The sequence below is a fragment of the Citrobacter sp. TBCS-14 genome (assembly GCF_005280805.1).
GTDB lineage: Bacteria > Pseudomonadota > Gammaproteobacteria > Enterobacterales > Enterobacteriaceae > Citrobacter > Citrobacter gillenii.
The window spans coordinates 285,860-303,988 of sequence record NZ_SZWM01001195.1; the positions used below are offsets into that span (position 1 = coordinate 285,860).

General features: G+C 50.9%; 13 protein-coding genes and 3 pseudogenes. 10 read left to right on the plus strand and 6 right to left on the minus strand.

The genetic code is table 11. The annotated features are described in order from the left end of the window. The first annotated feature begins 2 nt into the window (after positions 1-2). From hybA to hybG, 7 genes are read left to right on the plus strand one after another with little or no spacing between them, the layout of a single operon-like run. Positions 3-989: a hydrogenase 2 operon protein HybA gene (gene hybA / locus FDX22_RS26120; RefSeq protein ID WP_096755677.1), complete on the plus strand. Its 987-nt coding sequence runs from the start codon at positions 3-5 to the stop codon at positions 987-989. After that, positions 979-2,157: a Ni/Fe-hydrogenase cytochrome b subunit gene (hybB, locus tag FDX22_RS26125; RefSeq protein ID WP_096755678.1), complete on the plus strand. Its 1,179-nt coding sequence runs from the start codon at positions 979-981 to the stop codon at positions 2,155-2,157. The genes hybA and hybB overlap by 11 nt, the downstream gene beginning before the upstream one ends. Beyond that, a complete protein-coding gene (gene hybC / locus FDX22_RS26130) occupies positions 2,154-3,857 on the plus strand; it encodes a hydrogenase 2 large subunit (RefSeq protein WP_115257492.1) in 1,704 nt (567 codons plus the stop codon). Before hybB ends, hybC begins: the two co-directional genes overlap by 4 nt. Then, positions 3,857-4,351, plus strand: a complete 495-nt coding sequence (locus FDX22_RS26135) for a HyaD/HybD family hydrogenase maturation endopeptidase (protein WP_146717991.1) — start codon at positions 3,857-3,859, stop codon at positions 4,349-4,351. Before hybC ends, FDX22_RS26135 begins: the two co-directional genes overlap by 1 nt. Further along, a complete protein-coding gene (gene hybE / locus FDX22_RS26140) occupies positions 4,344-4,832 on the plus strand; it encodes a hydrogenase-2 assembly chaperone (protein ID WP_115257494.1) in 489 nt (162 codons plus the stop codon). Before FDX22_RS26135 ends, hybE begins: the two co-directional genes overlap by 8 nt. After that, positions 4,825-5,166 (plus strand): hydrogenase maturation nickel metallochaperone HypA, encoded by a 342-nt coding sequence (gene hypA / locus FDX22_RS26145; protein WP_146717992.1) that lies wholly within the window; start codon positions 4,825-4,827, stop codon positions 5,164-5,166. The genes hybE and hypA overlap by 8 nt, the downstream gene beginning before the upstream one ends. 30 nt (positions 5,167-5,196) lie before the next feature. Next, positions 5,197-5,445 (plus strand): hydrogenase maturation factor HybG, encoded by a 249-nt coding sequence (gene hybG / locus FDX22_RS26150; protein ID WP_096755683.1) that lies wholly within the window; start codon positions 5,197-5,199, stop codon positions 5,443-5,445. 55 nt (positions 5,446-5,500) lie between these two features. On the opposite strand, the gene yghU is transcribed toward hybG, so the two are convergent. Beyond that, positions 5,501-6,367 carry a glutathione-dependent disulfide-bond oxidoreductase gene (yghU, locus tag FDX22_RS26155; RefSeq protein ID WP_137363345.1) on the minus strand — a complete coding sequence of 289 codons (867 nt, stop codon included), beginning with the start codon at positions 6,365-6,367 and terminating at the stop codon, positions 5,501-5,503. Between the two features lie 217 nt (positions 6,368-6,584). On the opposite strand from yghU, the gene FDX22_RS26160 reads away from it, so the two are divergent. Together FDX22_RS26160 and gss are read left to right on the plus strand one after the other, a co-directional pair. Next, positions 6,585-8,873 (plus strand): FdhF/YdeP family oxidoreductase, encoded by a 2,289-nt coding sequence (locus FDX22_RS26160; protein WP_146717993.1) that lies wholly within the window; start codon positions 6,585-6,587, stop codon positions 8,871-8,873. A 152-nt stretch (positions 8,874-9,025) separates the two neighbouring features. Beyond that, positions 9,026-10,888, plus strand: coding sequence for a bifunctional glutathionylspermidine amidase/synthase (gene gss / locus FDX22_RS26165; RefSeq protein ID WP_115257498.1), 1,863 nt, complete (start codon positions 9,026-9,028; stop codon positions 10,886-10,888). A gap of 80 nt (positions 10,889-10,968) precedes the next feature. On the opposite strand, the pseudogene FDX22_RS26170 reads toward gss, so the two are convergent. The 3 genes and pseudogenes from FDX22_RS26170 to FDX22_RS26180 form a co-directional block, all read right to left on the minus strand. Beyond that, positions 10,969-11,154 (minus strand): annotated as a pseudogene (locus FDX22_RS26170) (IS3 family transposase); the annotation flags it as partial. Between the two features lie 7 nt (positions 11,155-11,161). Beyond that, positions 11,162-12,202: an IS110 family transposase gene (locus FDX22_RS26175; RefSeq protein WP_255433081.1), complete on the minus strand. Its 1,041-nt coding sequence runs from the start codon at positions 12,200-12,202 to the stop codon at positions 11,162-11,164. 240 nt (positions 12,203-12,442) lie between these two features. Continuing rightward, positions 12,443-13,126, minus strand: a pseudogene (locus FDX22_RS26180) (IS3 family transposase); the annotation flags it as partial. Between the two features lie 72 nt (positions 13,127-13,198). Between FDX22_RS26180 and FDX22_RS26185 the strand changes: the two are divergent. Continuing rightward, a pseudogene (locus FDX22_RS26185) lies at positions 13,199-14,273 on the plus strand (IS3 family transposase). Between the two features lie 158 nt (positions 14,274-14,431). Here FDX22_RS26185 and FDX22_RS26190 read toward each other — a convergent pair. Together FDX22_RS26190 and FDX22_RS26195 are read right to left on the minus strand one after the other, a co-directional pair. After that, the gene (locus FDX22_RS26190) at positions 14,432-15,640 is read right to left on the minus strand and encodes a T6SS immunity protein Tli4 family protein (RefSeq protein ID WP_146717994.1); all 1,209 of its coding nucleotides are present in this window, start codon (positions 15,638-15,640) and stop codon (positions 14,432-14,434) included. Next, entirely contained in the window at positions 15,637-18,099 is a 2,463-nt protein-coding gene (locus FDX22_RS26195) for a phospholipase D-like domain-containing protein (RefSeq protein ID WP_146717995.1), read from the minus strand. The genes FDX22_RS26190 and FDX22_RS26195 overlap by 4 nt, the downstream gene beginning before the upstream one ends. Between the last annotated feature and the right edge of the window lie 30 nt (positions 18,100-18,129).

Consider the following 18,129-nt stretch of genomic DNA (forward strand, 5'->3'; position numbering starts at 1 on the left):
CCGTGAACAGACGTAACTTTATTAAAGCAGCTTCTGGCGGAGCATTGCTGTTGGGCGCTGCGCCGTCCGTCAGCCATGCGGCTGCAGAAAACCGTCCGCCGATCCCGGGTTCCCTTGGGATGCTGTATGACTCGACGCTGTGTGTCGGCTGTCAGGCCTGTGTCACCAAGTGTCAGGACATCAACTTCCCAGCGCGCAACCCTGAGGGGGAGCAAACCTGGTCGAACAACGACAAACTGTCACCGTACACCAATAACATCATTCAGGTGTGGCGTAGTGGAACAGGCGTTAACAAAGACCAGGAGCAGAACGGCTACGCGTACATCAAGAAACAATGTATGCACTGTGTCGATCCGAACTGCGTTTCTGTTTGTCCGGTCTCCGCGCTGAAAAAAGATCCGAAAACCGGCATCGTCCACTATGACAAAGATGTCTGTACCGGTTGCCGTTACTGCATGGTCGCTTGCCCGTACAACGTGCCTAAATACGACTACAACAACCCGTTTGGTGCACTCCATAAGTGCGAGCTGTGTAACCAGAAAGGTGTAGAGCGCCTGGATAAAGGTGGTTTACCGGGCTGTGTTGAAGTGTGTCCTGCCGGTGCGGTGATTTTTGGTACGCGCGAAGAGCTGATGGCTGAGGCGAAAAAACGCCTGGCGCTGAAGCCTGGCAGCGAATACCACTATCCGCGTCAGACGGTGAAAGACAGCGATACCTATCTGCACACGGTGCCGAAATATTACCCGCACCTGTACGGCGAGAAAGAAGGCGGCGGTACGCAGGTATTGGTACTGACGGGCGTTCCTTATGAAAATCTGGATCTCCCACAGCTGGCTGATCTGTCAACCGGTGCGCGTTCTGAGCATGTTCAACATTCCCTGTATAAGGGCATGATTTTACCCCTGGCAGCGCTGGCGGGCATAACCGTGCTGGTTCGTCGTAATATGAAAAACGACCATCACGATGGAGGAGACGATCATGAGTCATGATCCTAAACCGCTGGGCGGAAGAATAATCAGCAAGCCGGTCATTATTTTTGGGCCGTTAATCGTCCTGTGTATGCTCCTGATCGTAAAACGTCTGGTCTTCGGGTTGGGCTCAGTCTCCGATCTGAACGGTGGATTCCCGTGGGGTGTATGGATCGCGTTTGACCTGTTGATCGGCACCGGTTTTGCCTGTGGCGGTTGGGCACTGGCATGGGCGGTCTATGTTTTCAACAAAGGGGAATATCACCCGCTGGTGCGCCCAGCCTTGTTGGCGAGCCTGTTTGGTTATTCTCTGGGTGGCCTGTCGATCACCATCGACGTCGGTCGTTACTGGAACCTGCCGTACTTCTACATTCCGGGCCACTTTAACGTGAACTCGGTGCTGTTCGAAACGGCAGTCTGTATGACCATTTATATCGGCATCATGGCGCTGGAATTTGCGCCGGCCTTGTTTGAACGCCTGGGGTGGAAAGTTTCGCTCAAGCGTCTGAACAAAGTGATGTTCTTTATTATCGCCCTCGGCGCACTGCTGCCGACAATGCACCAGTCTTCAATGGGTTCATTGATGATTTCTGCTGGTAATAAGGTGCATCCACTGTGGCAAGCCTATGAAATGCTGCCGCTATTCTCGGTGCTTACCGCCTTTATAATGGGCTTCTCGATAGTCATCTTTGAAGGTTCGCTGGTACAAAGCGGCCTGAAAGGTAATGGGCCGGACGAGAAGAGTTTGTTCATCAAACTGACGAATACGATTAGCGTCTTGTTGGCGATCTTCGTGGTTCTACGCTTTGGTGAACTGATCTATCGGGACAAGTTGTCGTATGCGTTTGCAGGCGATTTCTACTCAGCCATGTTCTGGCTTGAGGTTGTGCTGATGGTCTTCCCGCTGGTGGTACTGCGTATCGCGAAACTGCGAAATGACTCGCGCATGCTGTACCTGTCTGCGCTGAGCGCATTGCTGGGTTGTGCAACATGGCGTCTGTCCTATTCGCTGGTGGCGTTCAATCCTGGTGGTGGCTACCACTACTTCCCGACCTGGGAAGAACTGTTGATTTCTATTGGTTTTGTGGCTATTGAGATTTGTGCATACATCGTACTCATTCGTCTACTGCCGATACTTCCTCCTTTAAAACAAAACGATCAAAATCGTCATGAGGCGAGCAAAGCATGAGCCAGAGAATTACTATTGATCCGGTAACCCGTATTGAAGGCCATTTACGCATCGACTGCGAAATCGAAAATGGCGTGGTATCAAAAGCATGGGCGTCCGGTACCATGTGGCGCGGCATGGAAGAGATCGTGAAGAATCGCGATCCGCGTGATGCGTGGATGATTGTGCAGCGTATTTGTGGTGTGTGTACCACCACGCACGCTATCTCTTCCGTGCGCGCTGCTGAAAGCGCACTGAACATTGATGTTCCCGTGAACGCGCAGTACATCCGTAACATCATTCTGGCAGCGCACACCACGCATGACCATATCGTGCACTTCTATCAGTTGTCTGCGCTGGACTGGGTGGATATCACCTCCGCACTGAAAGCCGATCCAGCAAAAGCCTCGGCGATGCTGAACGGCGTGTCGACCTGGCACCTGAACAGCGCGGAAGAGTTCACTAAGGTTCAGAACAAGATCAAGGACCTGGTTGCCAGCGGTCAGTTAGGTATTTTTGCCAACGGCTGCTGGGGTCACCCGGCAATGAAACTGCCACCGGAAGTGAACCTGATTGCAGTTGCACACTACCTGCAGGCGCTGGAATGCCAGCGTGATGCCAACCGCGTCGTGGCGCTGCTGGGCGGTAAAACACCGCACATCCAGAACCTGGCGGTCGGTGGGGTGGCGAACCCAATCAACCTCGACGGTCTTGGCGTGCTGAACCTTGAACGCCTGATGTACATCAAGTCCTTCATTGATAAGCTGAGCGACTTTGTTGAGCAGGTGTACAAAGTGGATACCGCGGTTATTGCCGCATTCTATCCGGAGTGGCTGGAACGCGGCCAGGGTGCGGTAAACTACCTGAGCGCGCCGGAATTCCCGACTGACGGCAAAAACGGCAGCTTCCTGTTCCCAGGTGGTTACATTACCGATGCAGACCTGTCGACCTATCGTCCGATCACCTCTCATTCTGATGAATACCTGATCAAAGGGATTCAGGAGAGTGCGAAACATGCGTGGTACAAAGACGAAGCGCCGCAGGCGCCGTGGGAAGGAACAACGGTTCCGGATTACACCGGCTGGTCTGACGATGGCAAATACTCCTGGGTTAAAGCGCCAACCTTCTACGGCAAAACGGTGGAAGTGGGCCCGCTGGCTAACATGCTGTGTAAACTGGCGGCAAAACGCGAGTCTACCCATGCCAAGCTGAATGAGATCATTGCGATTTACACCAAGCTGACCGGTAAAACCATCGAAGTGGCACAGCTGCATTCGACGCTGGGTCGTATCATTGGTCGTACCGTTCACTGCTGTGAACTGCAGAACGTTCTGCAAAATCAGTATAACGCGCTGATCGTAAACATCGGCAAAGGCGACCACACCACCTTCGTGAAACCGAATATCCCGGCCACTGGCGAGTTCAAAGGTGTCGGCTTCCTCGAAGCACCACGCGGTATGCTTTCTCACTGGATGGTGATTAAAGACGGCATTATCAGCAACTATCAGGCGGTTGTACCTTCAACCTGGAACTCTGGCCCGCGTAACTTTAATGACGAAGTGGGACCGTATGAGCGTTCACTGGTAGGCACGCCGATCGCCGATCCGAACAAACCGCTGGAAGTGGTGCGTACTATTCACTCCTTCGACCCTTGTATGTCATGTGCGGTGCATGTGGTGGACGTTGACGGGAACGAAGTCGTCTCAGTTAAGGTTCTGTAATGCGGATATTAGTCTTAGGGGTCGGCAATATTTTGCTGACTGACGAAGCCATCGGGGTACGTATCGTTGAGGCATTAGAGCAACGGTACATCCTGCCTGATTTCGTTGACGTTCTGGATGGCGGTACAGCGGGGATGGAGCTGCTCGGCGATATGGCGGACAGAGATCATCTGATCATTGCTGACGCCATTGTGTCGAGAAAAAGCACGCCGGGAACCATGATGGTCCTGCGGGATGAAGAGATCCCGGCGCTGTTTACCAATAAAATCTCGCCGCACCAGCTTGGCCTGGCCGACGTGTTGTCGGCCCTGCGTTTTACCGGCGAGTTTCCGAAGAAGCTGACTCTGGTCGGCGTTATTCCGGAATCGCTGGAGCCGCATATCGGGCTAACGCCGACGGTTGAAGCCATGATTGAACCTGCGCTTGAGCAGGTTCTCGCCGCGCTGCGCGAATCTGGTGTGGAAGCCATCCCTCGGGAGGTGGCCCATGTCTGAAGAGTTTTTAGGCTTTCAGACAGCCCCAAAAGCGCAGATTCAGGCCGCGTTTGAAGAGGTAGCCCGCCGTTCGATGCACGATCTCTCGTTCCTGCATCCGAATATGCCGGTGTATGTCTCTGATTTTACGCTGTTTGAAGGCCAGTGGACGGGGTGTGTGATCACGCCCTGGATGCTGAGCGCGCTGATTTTTCCTGGGCCAGATCAGATCTGGCCCCTGCGAAAAGTCAGCGAGAAAATGGGGCTGCGTTTACCGTATGGTGAGATGACATTTACCGTAGGCGAGCTAGATGGAGTATCGCAATACCTGTCCTGTTCGTTAATGTCGCCGCTTTCGCACAGCATGTCGGCACAAGAGGGTGTCCGCCTGACTGACGATTGCGCAAAAATGTTGTTATCGCTGCCGGTGACCGATCCGAACGCACCGCAACTTGGTCGTCGCGCGTTGCTGTTGGGCCGTCGGAGCTGTGAAAATGCATGAGTTGTCGCTTTGCCAGAGCGCCGTTGAGATTATTCAGCGGCAGGCAGAGCAGCACGATGTTAAACGTGTTACCGGCGTTTGGCTGGAAATTGGCGCGCTCTCCTGCGTTGAGGAGAGCGCCGTTCGTTTCAGTTTTGACATCGTCTGTCAGGGCACGGTCGCGCAGGGATGTGCATTGCACATTGAATACAAACCCGCTCAGGCCTGGTGCTGGGATTGCAGTCAGGTTGTGGAAATTACCCAGCATGATGCGCAATGTCCACGTTGTCAGGGCGATCGTTTGCGGGTTGAAAGCGGCGATTCACTGAAAGTGAAAAGTATTGAAGTCGAATAGCCCATAGGTTGCTATGGGACGGAGTCAGATATGTGTATTGGAGTCCCGGGTCAGGTTCTGACCGTCGGTGAAGATATTCACCAGCTTGCGCAGGTTGAAGTTTGCGGTATCAAGCGCGATGTCAACATTGCCCTGATTTGTGAAGGCGATCCGGCTGAGCTGGTCGGGCAATGGGTACTGGTGCACGTAGGATTCGCTATGAGCATCATCGATGAAGATGAAGCCAAAGCCACGTTAGATGCGTTACGCCGCATGGATTACGACGTCACCAGCGCGTGACGACTTCGCTTATCAGGCCTACGCCTTATATGTAGGCCGGATAAGGCATCTTGCGTTAGCCCTGGCGTTTGTCTTCGGTATTGGTATCGAAGTCACTGGCGTCATGGCGTTCATGAAGCTGTTCGTCCAGCGGCCCGTTAGTGCGGTTCACAATCCGTCCACGCTTAACCGCCGGACGCGCTGCAACCTCTTTGGCCCAACGTTGAACGTGTTTGTAGCTCCCCGCATCAAGGAATTCTGCCGCGTCATAGACGTTGCCCAGCACCACATTGCCAAACCACGGCCAAATGGCCATATCGGCAATGGTATATTCATCCCCCGCCACAAACTGATGCTGCGCCAGTTGCTTATCCAGAACGTCGAGTAAACGCTTGGCTTCCATAGTGAAGCGATTGATCGCGTACTCAATTTTTACCGGCGCATAGTTGTAGAAGTGGCCGAAACCGCCGCCGAGGAAGGGCGCTGCGCCCTGTAACCAGAATAGCCAGTTCAGTGTTTCAGTGCGTTTTGGCAAATCCTGAGGCAGGAAATAACCATATTTCTCCGCCAGATAAAGCAGGATAGCGCCAGACTCAAACACGCGTACCGGTGGGTTTTGCGAATGGTCGCGCAGTGCCGGGATCTTCGAGTTTGGGTTCACCTCAACAAAGCCGCTGGAAAACTGGTCACCATCGCCAATACGGATGATCCAGGCATCATATTCCGCGCCGGTCACGCCCTGCGCCAGCAGCTCTTCCAGCATAATCGTCACTTTCTGACCGTTTGGCGTACCCAGCGAATAGAGCTGCAGCGGATGCTTGCCGACCGGTAGCGTTTTCTCGTGGGTGGCACCGGAAACCGGACGGTTGATGTTGGCGAATGCACCGCCATTGGATTTATCCCACGTCCAGACTTTCGCGGGCTGATAAGTATTGTCTGACATAGTGACCTGCCTTCTGAGTGGTTGTGTTGAAGCAGTGTAGCAGTTAGGGAAAACTCAATTTAACAGATTGGGACTTTATGTCGTGTTGTGCTGAAAGGGGAAGATAAATCTAACCCGTTCATTGTACGCAGACCGTACTCCATGAAGAGGAAATCAATGTTGGACGGAAATTGCTACCGTACTACCCTCAATAATTGGCGGTGAAAAAGCAGTAACAATGAAAAATGGTGTTCCAGGAGTAAGCGGTTATCAGGGCCCGGCGGGTGGGTGGGGCGCGGTAAAAGCCGTCACTGCTTCGGTGTTTTCGCAAAAGGCCGTCGCGCGCGACATTATCGCGATGTTCAAAATGAACCAAGTGAAAGGGTTCGATTGCCCGGGGTGTGCGTGGCCCGATCCGAGCCATCGTGCGCCGATGGAACTGTGCGAAAACGGCGTAAAAGCAGTGTCCTGGGAAACCACCAGTAAGAAAGCCTCACCTGCATTTTTCAGCCGCCACCCGGTATCGGCACTCTGGCAGTACAGTGATTATGCGCTGGAAAATATAGGCCGTTTGACGCACCCGATGAAATACGATGCCGTGACGGATACCTGGCAGGCAGTGGCGTGGGACATTGCGTTTCAGGAAATCGGCGAGCGACTGCGCAGCTATGACTCTGCACAGCAGGTTGAGTTTTACACCTCCGGTAGAACCTCAAATGAGGCGGCGTTCCTGTATCAACTGTTTGCCCGCGAATACGGCAGCAGCAACTTCCCGGACTGTTCAAACATGTGTCATGGCCCAACCAGTGCCGGGCTGACGCGGGCCATTGGTCTTGGGAAAGGGACCGTGGAGCTTGATGATTTTGAACAGTGTGAGCTGGTGATTTGCATCGGACATAATCCTGGCACCAACCATCCGCGCATGCTGACCACGTTACGCGACGTTGCCAAACGCGGGGCTAAAATTATCTCAATTAACCCGCTTACCGAGCGCGGACTTGAGCGCTTTAGCTTCCCACAAAGCCCGAAAGAGATGTTCACCGGCCAGACGACAGCACTTAGCAGCGATTACTACCAGGTCAAAATGGGCGGTGATGCCTCGCTGCTCAAAGGCATCATGAAGGCGTTGATCGAAATGGATGAAGCGCGGATCTTGCTGGGTCAGCAACCGACGCTCGATCATGCGTTTATCGACGAACATACCGCGGGTTATTCGGCGTTGTATGACGATTTACGCCAATGTTGCTGGGCTGAACTGGAGCAGGACTCTGGCCTGACGCGCAGCCAGATGGAAGATCTGGCACACAGCTATAACAAATCTCGCGCGACGATCATTTGTTATGGACTGGGTATCACCCAGCATAAAAACGGTACCGAGAATGTCCAGCAACTGGTGAATCTGCTGTTGTTGAAAGGCAATATGGGCAAACCGGGGGCGGGGATCTGCCCACTGCGCGGGCATTCCAACGTGCAGGGCGACCGTTCCGTAGGGATTAACGAGGCGGCATCAGAAGACTTCCTGCAGCGCCTGGAAGCGCATTTTTCTATCAACGTTTCGCGTCAGCATGGTCGCTCCAGCGTGGAAAGTATTCGGGCGATAGAGCGTGGTGAGGCGAAGGCATTGATTTGCATGGGCGGGAATCTGGCGGTGGCGATGCCTCAGCCGCAGCGTACCTTCGAGGCGATGAAAAAGCTGGATATGCAGGTTCACATTGCGACCAAGCTCAATCGTTCGCATTTGCTGCTGGCAAAACACAACTATCTGCTACCCGCGCTGGGCAGAACCGAACGCGATATGCAGGCAACGGGTATTCAGTCAGTAACCGTCGAGGATTCTATGTCGATGGTCCACGCTTCCTGCGGTGCGCTAAAACCGGCCTCTCAATGGCTAAAATCGGAACCGGCGATTGTGGCGGGGCTGGCTCGCGCCACGCTTCCCCACTCGCCGGTAAACTGGGAAGCGCTGACCGGGAACTATGCGTTGATTCGCGACGCCATCGAGGCCGTTATTCCGGCGTTTCGCGATTATAACGCGCGTATTGCCGAGCCCGGTGGATTTCGTATGGATACGCCGGCTTCGCGGCGTGAATGGCACACCGCAAACGGTAAAGCCAATTTTGTCGTCAGTCGCCAGCGTGCAGTCGAGCGGGAAAACCAGCCTGCTGAGGCGCTGGTGCTGGCCACACTGCGTAGCCACGATCAGTACAACACTACTATTTATGGCATGAACGATCGCTATCGTGGCATTAGCGGGCGACGTGATGTGGTGTTTTTAAGCGCCGTGGAAGCAACGGCCCGCGGGCTGACTCAGGGCGATGTCGTTAACGTCCAAGCGTTGGATGACCACGGTAAGCCTTGCGTGGATCGTATGATGCACGGGCTAACGGTCGTCATTTACGACATGGCGGCGGGTTCGATCGGCGCGTATCTGCCGGAAGCGAATGTGCTGCTGTCGCTTGATGCGGTCGATACGGAAAGTCTGACCCCGGCGTATAAAAGCGTGCCGGTTATCCTCAGTAAAGCGTAGCTCCTGCTACGAATTTTTCGCCTCTGAGCGCCAGCCGCTGCGTTGAGGTGTATGATAAGTCGACCTCTGTCCGGTTAGTGTCGCAGAGCAGGCAATCAGAGCGAAAAATTCACGCCACCCTGCTCAGGCTGTATTGTTTTGAGGTAAGGTGCATGAGCAAAGGAACGACCAGTCAGGATGCCCCATTCGGGACATTATTGGGCTACGCCCCCGGCGGCGTAGCAATCTACTCTTCAGATTACAGCTCCCTTGACCCACGGGACTACGACGATGATGCTGCGTTTCGCAGCTATATCGACGACGAATACATGGGCCACAAATGGCAGTGCGTCGAGTTCGCGCGCCGTTTTCTCTTTCTCAACTATGGCGTAGTCTTCACCGATGTGGGTATGGCCTGGGAGATCTTCTCCTTGCGTTTCCTGCGCGAAGTGGTGAATGACAATATTCTGCCGTTACAAGCATTCCCTAATGGCTCACCCCGCGCGCCGGTAGCAGGCGCTCTACTTATCTGGCAAAAAGGCGGTGAGTTCAACGAAACGGGCCATGTGGCGGTCGTCACCCAGTTGCTGGAAAATAAAATCCGTATTGCTGAACAGAACGTGATCCACACGCCGCTGCCTCCCGGACAGCAGTGGACCCGCGAGCTGGAGATGGTGGTTGAAAATGGTCACTACACCCTGCGTGATACCTTTGATGACACCACGATCCTCGGCTGGATGATCCAAACTGACGATACCCGCTACAGTCTGCCGCAGCCAGAGATCGACAATGACGCCCTGAAGATTGGCGGCGCGAGACTGGAAGATAGCGGACAGTTTGATGGTAAGTGGCTGAACGAGCAGGATCCGTTGCAAAAAGCCTACGTATTGGCAAATGGTCATGTGATCAATCGGGATCCGCATCAGTACTTCACCATTACTGAAAGCGCGGAGCAGGAGCTAATTAAAGCGACCAACGAACTGCATCTGATGTATCTGCACGCCACCGACAAAGTGCTGAAAGACGATAACCTGCTGGCGCTGTTCGATATTCCAAAAATTCTCTGGCCGCGTCTGCGCCTCTCATGGCAGCGTCGTCGGCACCATATGATCACCGGTCGTATGGATTTTTGTATGGATGAGCGCGGGCTGAAGGTGTACGAGTACAACGCCGATTCCGCATCGTGCCATACCGAAGCAGGCCTGATCCTTGAACGCTGGGCTGAGCAAGGCTACCGTGGGCGCGGGCACAATCCTGCTGAAGGGCTGATCAACGAACTGGCCGGCGCCTGGAAGCACAGTCGCGCGCGTCCTTTCGTTCACATCATGCAGGACAAGGACATTGAAGAGAACTACCACGCGCAGTTTATGCAGCAGGCGCTGCATCAGGCCGGGTTTGACAGCAAAATCCTCCGCGGACTGGACGAATTACGCTGGGATGATGCCGGCCAGTTGATTGACGGCGACGGTCGTTTGGTGAATTGCGTCTGGAAAACCTGGGCATGGGAAACCGCGATCGAGCAAGTACGTGAGGTGAGCGAAACCGAATACGCTGCCGTGCCAATTCGTACCGGACATACTCACCAGGAAGTACGACTGATTGATGTTCTGCTGCGCCCGGAAGTGCTGGTCTTCGAGCCGTTGTGGACTGTTATTCCCGGCAACAAGGCAATCTTACCGATCCTGTGGCAATTGTTCCCTCATCATCGCTATCTGCTTGATACTGACTTCACTGTTAACGACGAGCTGGCGAGAACCGGTTATGCCGTGAAACCTATTGCAGGACGTTGTGGCAGCAACATCGATCTGGTCAGTCACGAGGAAGAACTGCTCGATAAGACCAGCGGTAAGTTTGCTGAACAGAAGAACATTTATCAGCAGCTTTGGTGTCTGCCCAACGTTGCCGGTAAATATATTCAGGTTTGCACGTTCACCGTGGGCGGTAACTACGGCGGCACCTGTCTGCGCGGTGACGATTCGCTGGTGATTAAAAAAGAGAGTGATATCGAACCGCTTATTGTAGTGAAAGGGGCGTAACCTTTCAGGTCTGTTTCTGATTGCGCTAAAGAAGCCGGGGTATTTTGGAGTGACCACGCTCCGGTAGACAGTTTCTGTCCTCACGGCGAGGCCTTTTCGAAGGCCTCCGGGCTGAGGCCACCGAGGTGGCTGTGGCGTCGATTACGGTTGTAGAACACTTCAATGTAATCGAAGATATCCGCCCGGGCCATGTCCCGGGTTTTATATATGCGCTTCCTGATGCGCTCTTTTTTGAGTGAACTAAAGAACGATTCTGCCACTGCATTGACGCTCCTATGTCAAGAGCGGGCGATTGGCATAAGCGAGGTCCGATAAAATCAATGGATAGAGTTCACGGACAATGTAGCGTTTTAGGCATCTCAGGATCTCTTTGGTCGACAGCCCTTCACCAGTCCTTCTGTCGACATAGATTCTTGTGCGCGGATCACTACGCATGCGCACAAGGGCTATTGTCCACAAGGCGTTGTTTGCTTCACGTGAGCCGCCACGGTTTAACCTGTGCCTGACTGTTTTTCCTGATGATGCTGGTAACGGATTTACGCCACAGAGCGATGCCAGAGCCGCTTCATTTTTTAAACGTTCGGGGTTATCACCTGCAACAGCCAGCAGTGTTGCAGCCGTCTGTGGTCCTACCCCAAACTGGCTACGAAGATTACTGGCATCTTTACGGGTCAGTTTATCCAGTGATTCGTCCAGTTTATTCAGCTCTTCAGTCAGTGCCTTCCATCGTTTCGCAAGGCTTCGAAGCGTGCTGCACAGGGCTATCCGCAATGGCGAGTACTCTGATACCTCGCTGTTAATGCAGGCGGTAACACATTCGTGTGGTTTCGATTTCCAGAGTTTGTCGCGAACATCCTGCGGGGCGCTCACCAGCAGAGCACGAAGCTGATTAATCGCCTGCGTGCGGGCTTTTATTGCACTGCGTCTGGCTACGCTAATAATCCGGAGAGCTTCACAAGCGCCGGACTGCATTTTTGGTATGGCCTTGCTGCTCCCTGAAAGTACTGTCCGGGCTGCATTTTCTGCATCCAGGGGATCTGACTTCCCTTCAAGGCGACGTTTTGAGCGATCTGGCCGATTAACTTCAACCACATAAATGCCATTCTTAATGAGATAACGTGTTAATGCGGCACCATACGTTCCGGTTCCTTCGATGCCTGCTCGTTCGAGGAGCCCAAAAGAACGATCCCAATCAAGTAGTTCCAGATAACCAGTTTGATTTGTTTGAATAATGTGAGTGCCAAGCTGTTTCCCCGCCTGGCTGATAACAGCACCGACATGAATATCAAGGTGTGTATCGACACCCAGGATCACGCTTTCAGAAGATTAGTGGTCGTTTTGCATGGTTTGCCCCCAGATATTGGTAGCACAACCATCCCCATAGTAGGACAGGACACTCGGGATGCATCACAAAGCTCCTATCAGGTCACAAACGCTGGGCCCGGCTATGCTCGGGAAATACCAGAATCGGACGACAGATCAACACAAAGGCATTCGAGCCAATCCCTGCACGGGTCAGTCCGATCGGGTATTTGAAAGTATATTAGAATGAGTGTCCCAGCAGTTGCCGCGACGACTCATGCTCGGCACCAGATCGTTGGCCCGGCAGAACCGCGGCCAGTCATCACTGCCATACTGACTGCCCTGATCGCTGTGAACAATGACGTTTTCTGAAGGCTTACGCCGCCAGACCGCCATCAGCAACGCATCCAGTGCCAGCTCGTGTGACAGTGTCGGTTTCATCGACCAGCCCACCACATTACGGGAAAAAAGATCGATAACCACTGCCAGGTACAACCAGCCCTGCCAGGTGCGGATATAGGTAATATCGGTTACCCAGACCTGATTGGGCTTTACCACCGTAAACTCACGTTGTACACGGTTAGGGGCTATCAGTGACGGTCGCCCTTTGATTCCCCGTGGCACTTTATACCCATGTACTGCCTGTATCCTGTTTTTCTTCATAATTTTTGCAACACGATTTCTGCTGCACGATTCACCGATTTCACGCAGATCTCCGTGAATCCGGCGGTAGCCGTAAACGCCACCGCTCAGCGTGTAGGAGTCCCAGATTAACTCCAGCAGTCGCTGATTATCTTTTTCTACCGCAGAAACAGGACAGTGAAGCCAGACATAAAATCCGGCACGGGCAACCTTCATAACCCGACACATTACTGCGATCGACCAGATCTCTCGGTGATCGTTAATGAAGCGGTACTTCAGTCGGGCTCCCTTGCATCGGTAATCCCCCCGAAAAACCGGTGTGTTCATAAGTAGAATTCTCTCGTAATCTGAACCGGGGAGATCTCTATGAAAAAATCACGTTTTACTGACAGCCAGATCATGTCCATTCTGAAGCAAGCCGAGGCCGGAACACCGGTGGCTGAATTGTGTCGTGAACATGGCATGAGCAACGCCAGTTTCTATAAGTGGCGTTCGCGTTTTGGCGGGATGGATGCCTCCATGATGACTCGTCTGAAAGAGCTGGAAGACGAAAACCTCCGCCTCAAAAAATGTATGCTGAAGAGCGCCTCAAAGCCGAAATCATTCAGGAAGCCATGGCAAAAAAGTGGTGAAGCCATCGCGTCGAAAGCAGATGGCGCAGGATGCGGTCAGGAGCCGGAATGTCAGCATAAGTTTTGCCTGCCAGTTGTTTGTTGTCAGCGAAAGTTGCTATCGCTATCAGCCTCAACTGAATGAGGAAAATGAGGTTATTGCTGACTGGCTGCTCCACATCACTGGCAGCCAGCGCAACTGGGGGTTTGGTCTGTGCTTTTTGTATTTGCGCAACGTAAAAGGCTTCCGCTTCAACCACAAAAGGGTGTACCGAATTTACTGCGAGCTATCGCTGAACATGCGAATAAAGCCGAAAAAAAGACTGAAACGGGATAAACCTGAACCGCTGAGGGTGTCAGAAAGCCGCAACGAATGCTGGTCTATGGACTTCATGCATGATCAGCTATCAGATGGTCGCTCCATCCGTTTACTGAATGTCATCGATGACTTTAATCGTGAAGCACTGGCTATTGAAGTGGATTTTTCCCTGCCAGCAAGTCGTGTTGTGAGGACTCTCGAACAACTCATTGAATGAAAAGGTAAACCGTCAGCAAAACGATGCGATAACGGGCCAGAATATACCGGCAAAGTACTGATGTCATGGGCAGCTCAGCAGAATATAACGCTTCGTTTTATTCAGCCCGGCAAACCTCAACAGAATGCCTATATTGAGCGATATAACCGGACGGTGCGTTATGACTGGCTGGGCCAGCACCTGTTTAACTCACTGGACGAATTGCAGGGCTATGCCACGCGGTGGCAATGGTTTTATAATCACGAACGTCAAAATATGGCACTGAATGGCTTCACGCCGATGCAGCATATTTAACGCATGACCTGATTCTACTTATCACCACCGTTAAAAATGGGGGGATTACCATATATTCTCTTGTAGGGTTTTTAAATTATGATTTGCTTACGATAAACTTACCAAGATTGATAAGTTTTGGATTAGATAGAATCTTAGTCGCATATTAATATATTCAGTCAACGACGTGTTACTGAGCGAGTAATACGTGTGGCGATCTCTAATAATTCATCCTTACTCATTGGCGGTTTATCTTTAACCTGACTGCTGTCCTGCGAAATGTAGAGTAATAGGCCGGGTTCCTTGTTTCGGGTATTGATATCTCCTCTAATATAAGCTAGGTAGCCATAATCAATATAATTATGATACTCAGCGACATGCCCGTTATAGTCATAGGTGGGAACATTATTGTAGGTCGCCTTAACAAAGGTTCCTATGCCTTCGCGACCATCCATTTCAATTTTCTGCCATTTTGGAGACAGCAGTTCTTTTTTACCCGCCCCCATTAAATAGTGAGTATTCCACATGGCAGTGACAGCCTCTTTCATACTGCCTTCGTCTGAATGAATCTCTTCATTTATCCCCATATCCTGGAAAAAAATCGTCACATCCGGGTGATCAATGAGCCGGTATGTCACGCCCATATCGTGCGACTCCTGTCCTGAATCACCGGCAATGAACCCATAGGGCAGACAAAATCCCTGCTCTGGTGGCACTTCATATAACTCGCGGGGGCGAAAGCGTTTCACCAGCGACTGTACGGTTGGCTCCACTATCGGCGCAGCTTCGTCAGCAGTTAATGTTATATTTGCCAGTAATGGAACAGTATCAGGCCGGAAAATATATAACCTGTTAGCCCTGTTGAAGTGCAACTCAAAATATTTTGATTGATAAATTGAAAAAGCATCTGAATATTGTTTTATTTTATATGTGGATTTGACGCCGGTTTTATTTTCAGGTGTCGCCATCTCAGGATTTTCTTCTTTAAGTCGAACTTTCCTTGCCTCATAATTAACACGAAGTATTTCTTCTATTTTCTCTTTGTACTTATTTATATCGACTGCTTCTTTACTATTCGTTGAAACGCTAATTTCATAATTGGCATAGTGAAACATAGAGAACTGAGACTGAACGGAGGTATCAGTTTGTTCTCCAACCCCATAATAGTCACCAAATGTTATTGTTGGCCAAAAATATCCCATGTCACGACCATCATATGGTGGTTTCCTTTTTGTATTAAGTAAGCCATCAAGAGGATATAGAGCCACCTCAAGATTCACGGGCACCTGTATCTTATAATATCCCACACATTCTTCTTTCCATTGCTGTGGCCCTGCATGGACTGCTCCTGTAATACAGGTAAATATTAATATTTTTTTCAACTTCATACAGATACCTCATCGTTCTGTTCTTCGTTACCGACATCCGCCATCTGAGTATCTGGTCGATTGTCTGGTTGTCTGAACGAAATTAAGTCTGAATGATATGGCACTAGGTTATTTTCCTTTTCCGTCCAGTACAATGGTAATAACGTAATATAACCTTTAACCCCACTCAACTTACTTTGATTGTTGAATCTGTTATTTTTATATTTTTTCCAAAAATCGATAGAAAAAGGCATATTTAATTCCGCTTCACTAACATGTTTTTTATCACCATCCCATACTGGCCACAGGGATGCCCCAGAGTATACGGAGGAGGGGGTGATGTTTGTTTTATTTGGTTCGGAGATATTATTATTTCCACCGGTATAAATTTCGTTCAGTCCCGCCGGATAATCTCGTGGAATAAAATTAAATACCGCCTCATAGGCTTTTGTGTTTATCTTCGCTTGATCCCTGATAGCCTGCCAGGTTTTCTCTGCGGCAGGTTTATTCAGTATATCTTCAGTTGCCGCTGCTCCCAGTAACTTTTTCCACGCGTCTATTCTCAGATTACGGGCAAAATTACGGCAGGGAACCTGATTGCCGTTACCGTCAATATCAGCAGTACCATTCGCTGTATCTGAAATCAGCACCGCCAGCTCTGAGTCATGATCCCCCTGGAGGCTGCACTCATTAATATTGGCACTGCCTACCAGAACGTAGCGATCATCTACTATCATCAGCTTACTGTGGACATAGATCTGCTCTGTTACCGGCTTCCCGTCGATGGTATCGTGGTTCCGAAGATTCAGTAAGGTGATATATTCATTACAAGCGCTAAAAGGAATTGTTTCATATTCTACTTTCCCACACTTTTTTTCCAAGTCCTGTATTTTATTGTACCACTCTGCACGACTAATACCTTGTGCTTCCAGTTGCTGTTTTACCCACAGGTATCGGCGGATCCGATTCATTAGACTGTGGCCACCAAAAACCAGCGATTGCCGGGTCTGATGAATCTGTGCCACTATCGTGCCATCGTTCAGCATGCCTTCCGGATGCACTGGCAGGACAATATAAATATGGAACGGTTGTGGTTTATAGCCGAATATCACCCATTTCAGCTTGTCGCTCAGCCACTCCACTATCTGGTTCTTCGGCTGTGCCCAAGCATCTCCGGGCATTTTTCGTGTTCCCCATTCAGTCAGAGGCATATTAAAACTTGCTGCTATTGGGCCTAGGTCATCATTTACAGGGATTGATGGTTCCCCAAATGCCGAGATAAAAAACTGGTTTTCAATATAAATATAATTTTCTGCTTTCTGGATTAGCCCGAGCATGCAGCGCCGGATATCATCCTGCAACATCTTGGGTTCGGTGTTTTTCTGTAATACTGGGGAGTGTTTGAACTCATCTTTACGCATCTTCAGCGAGGCGCTACGCAGCACCTGGATCTGGCAACAACCTTTTTCAGGCTGTACAGAGGGTGTGAAGGTAAGTTCGGGCCAGGTTGTTTCCAGAAGACTTGGTTTCGATTTCTGGCAACCATAACTGTTCCAGCGCAGGATAAAATTTTTCACCAGATCATTCACCGCTGGCCCATATATTCTTACCTGGTAGTCCTGCCAAGGTTGCCGGGGCTGAATAGCTGGATCTAGGCAGGTATTATCTCCAGACGACTGCCAGTATTTCTTATCCGGATCCAGAACATGCTCAATAATGTGCTGTGCTGCTTTTTTTTCTGCCTGTTCAATATCCGGGGGACTTGTATTTTTTCCTTGAGATCTCTGCAACTGTTCGCGCATGGGATCGTACCCGGCCTTTCCGGACTGAGAAATGCTGGCAATGCAGGCGTTATACTGGTTGAGACCCTGACGCCCTTCTGCATCGGCCTTCAGACTGAATCTGCCATCATCATACCGTCCGTAGGCAAGGTCAATCCCGCCGACAAATGCAACGGACTCATCAACTATTACACATTTCTGGTGATGACTGAAAAAGCTACCGGATTTAGAACCTGCCAGTTGTACAAAGAACGCATCCCGACCCAGATGTTGATTCAGTGCAGCAAATACCCGTTCTGTTGCAGCTGCATATGTTTCAATAACCATATTAGCCCAGGGCATAATATATATTTTAAGCTGTGCCGATCGCATTGCTGCTTGTAGCAGGGAGTCAACGAGACGAACATCCGGTTTCAGTTGCACATCCCAGTTCACCTGCCAGCCGGTAATATAAATCGTTTTTTGTGCATTTTCGAATTCATAAATTAATGCTTCAAAATACTCTTTCCCACCAAGAAAAGTTTTGGCTTCATTACCTTCAGTGAAATTAGCAAAGTTTTCAGATGCAGAGCCTTTCTGACAGGAATAATTCACCCAATGGCTTTGAGTTGCCGTTGCCTCGTAGCTCGTCTCTTTTTCTTCAGTAAAATAAACGCCACATTGATTCATCCCTTCCTCAAGAGGCCATATCTTTTCCATAATTATTTCTTCCCTGTCAGTAAATCAAAC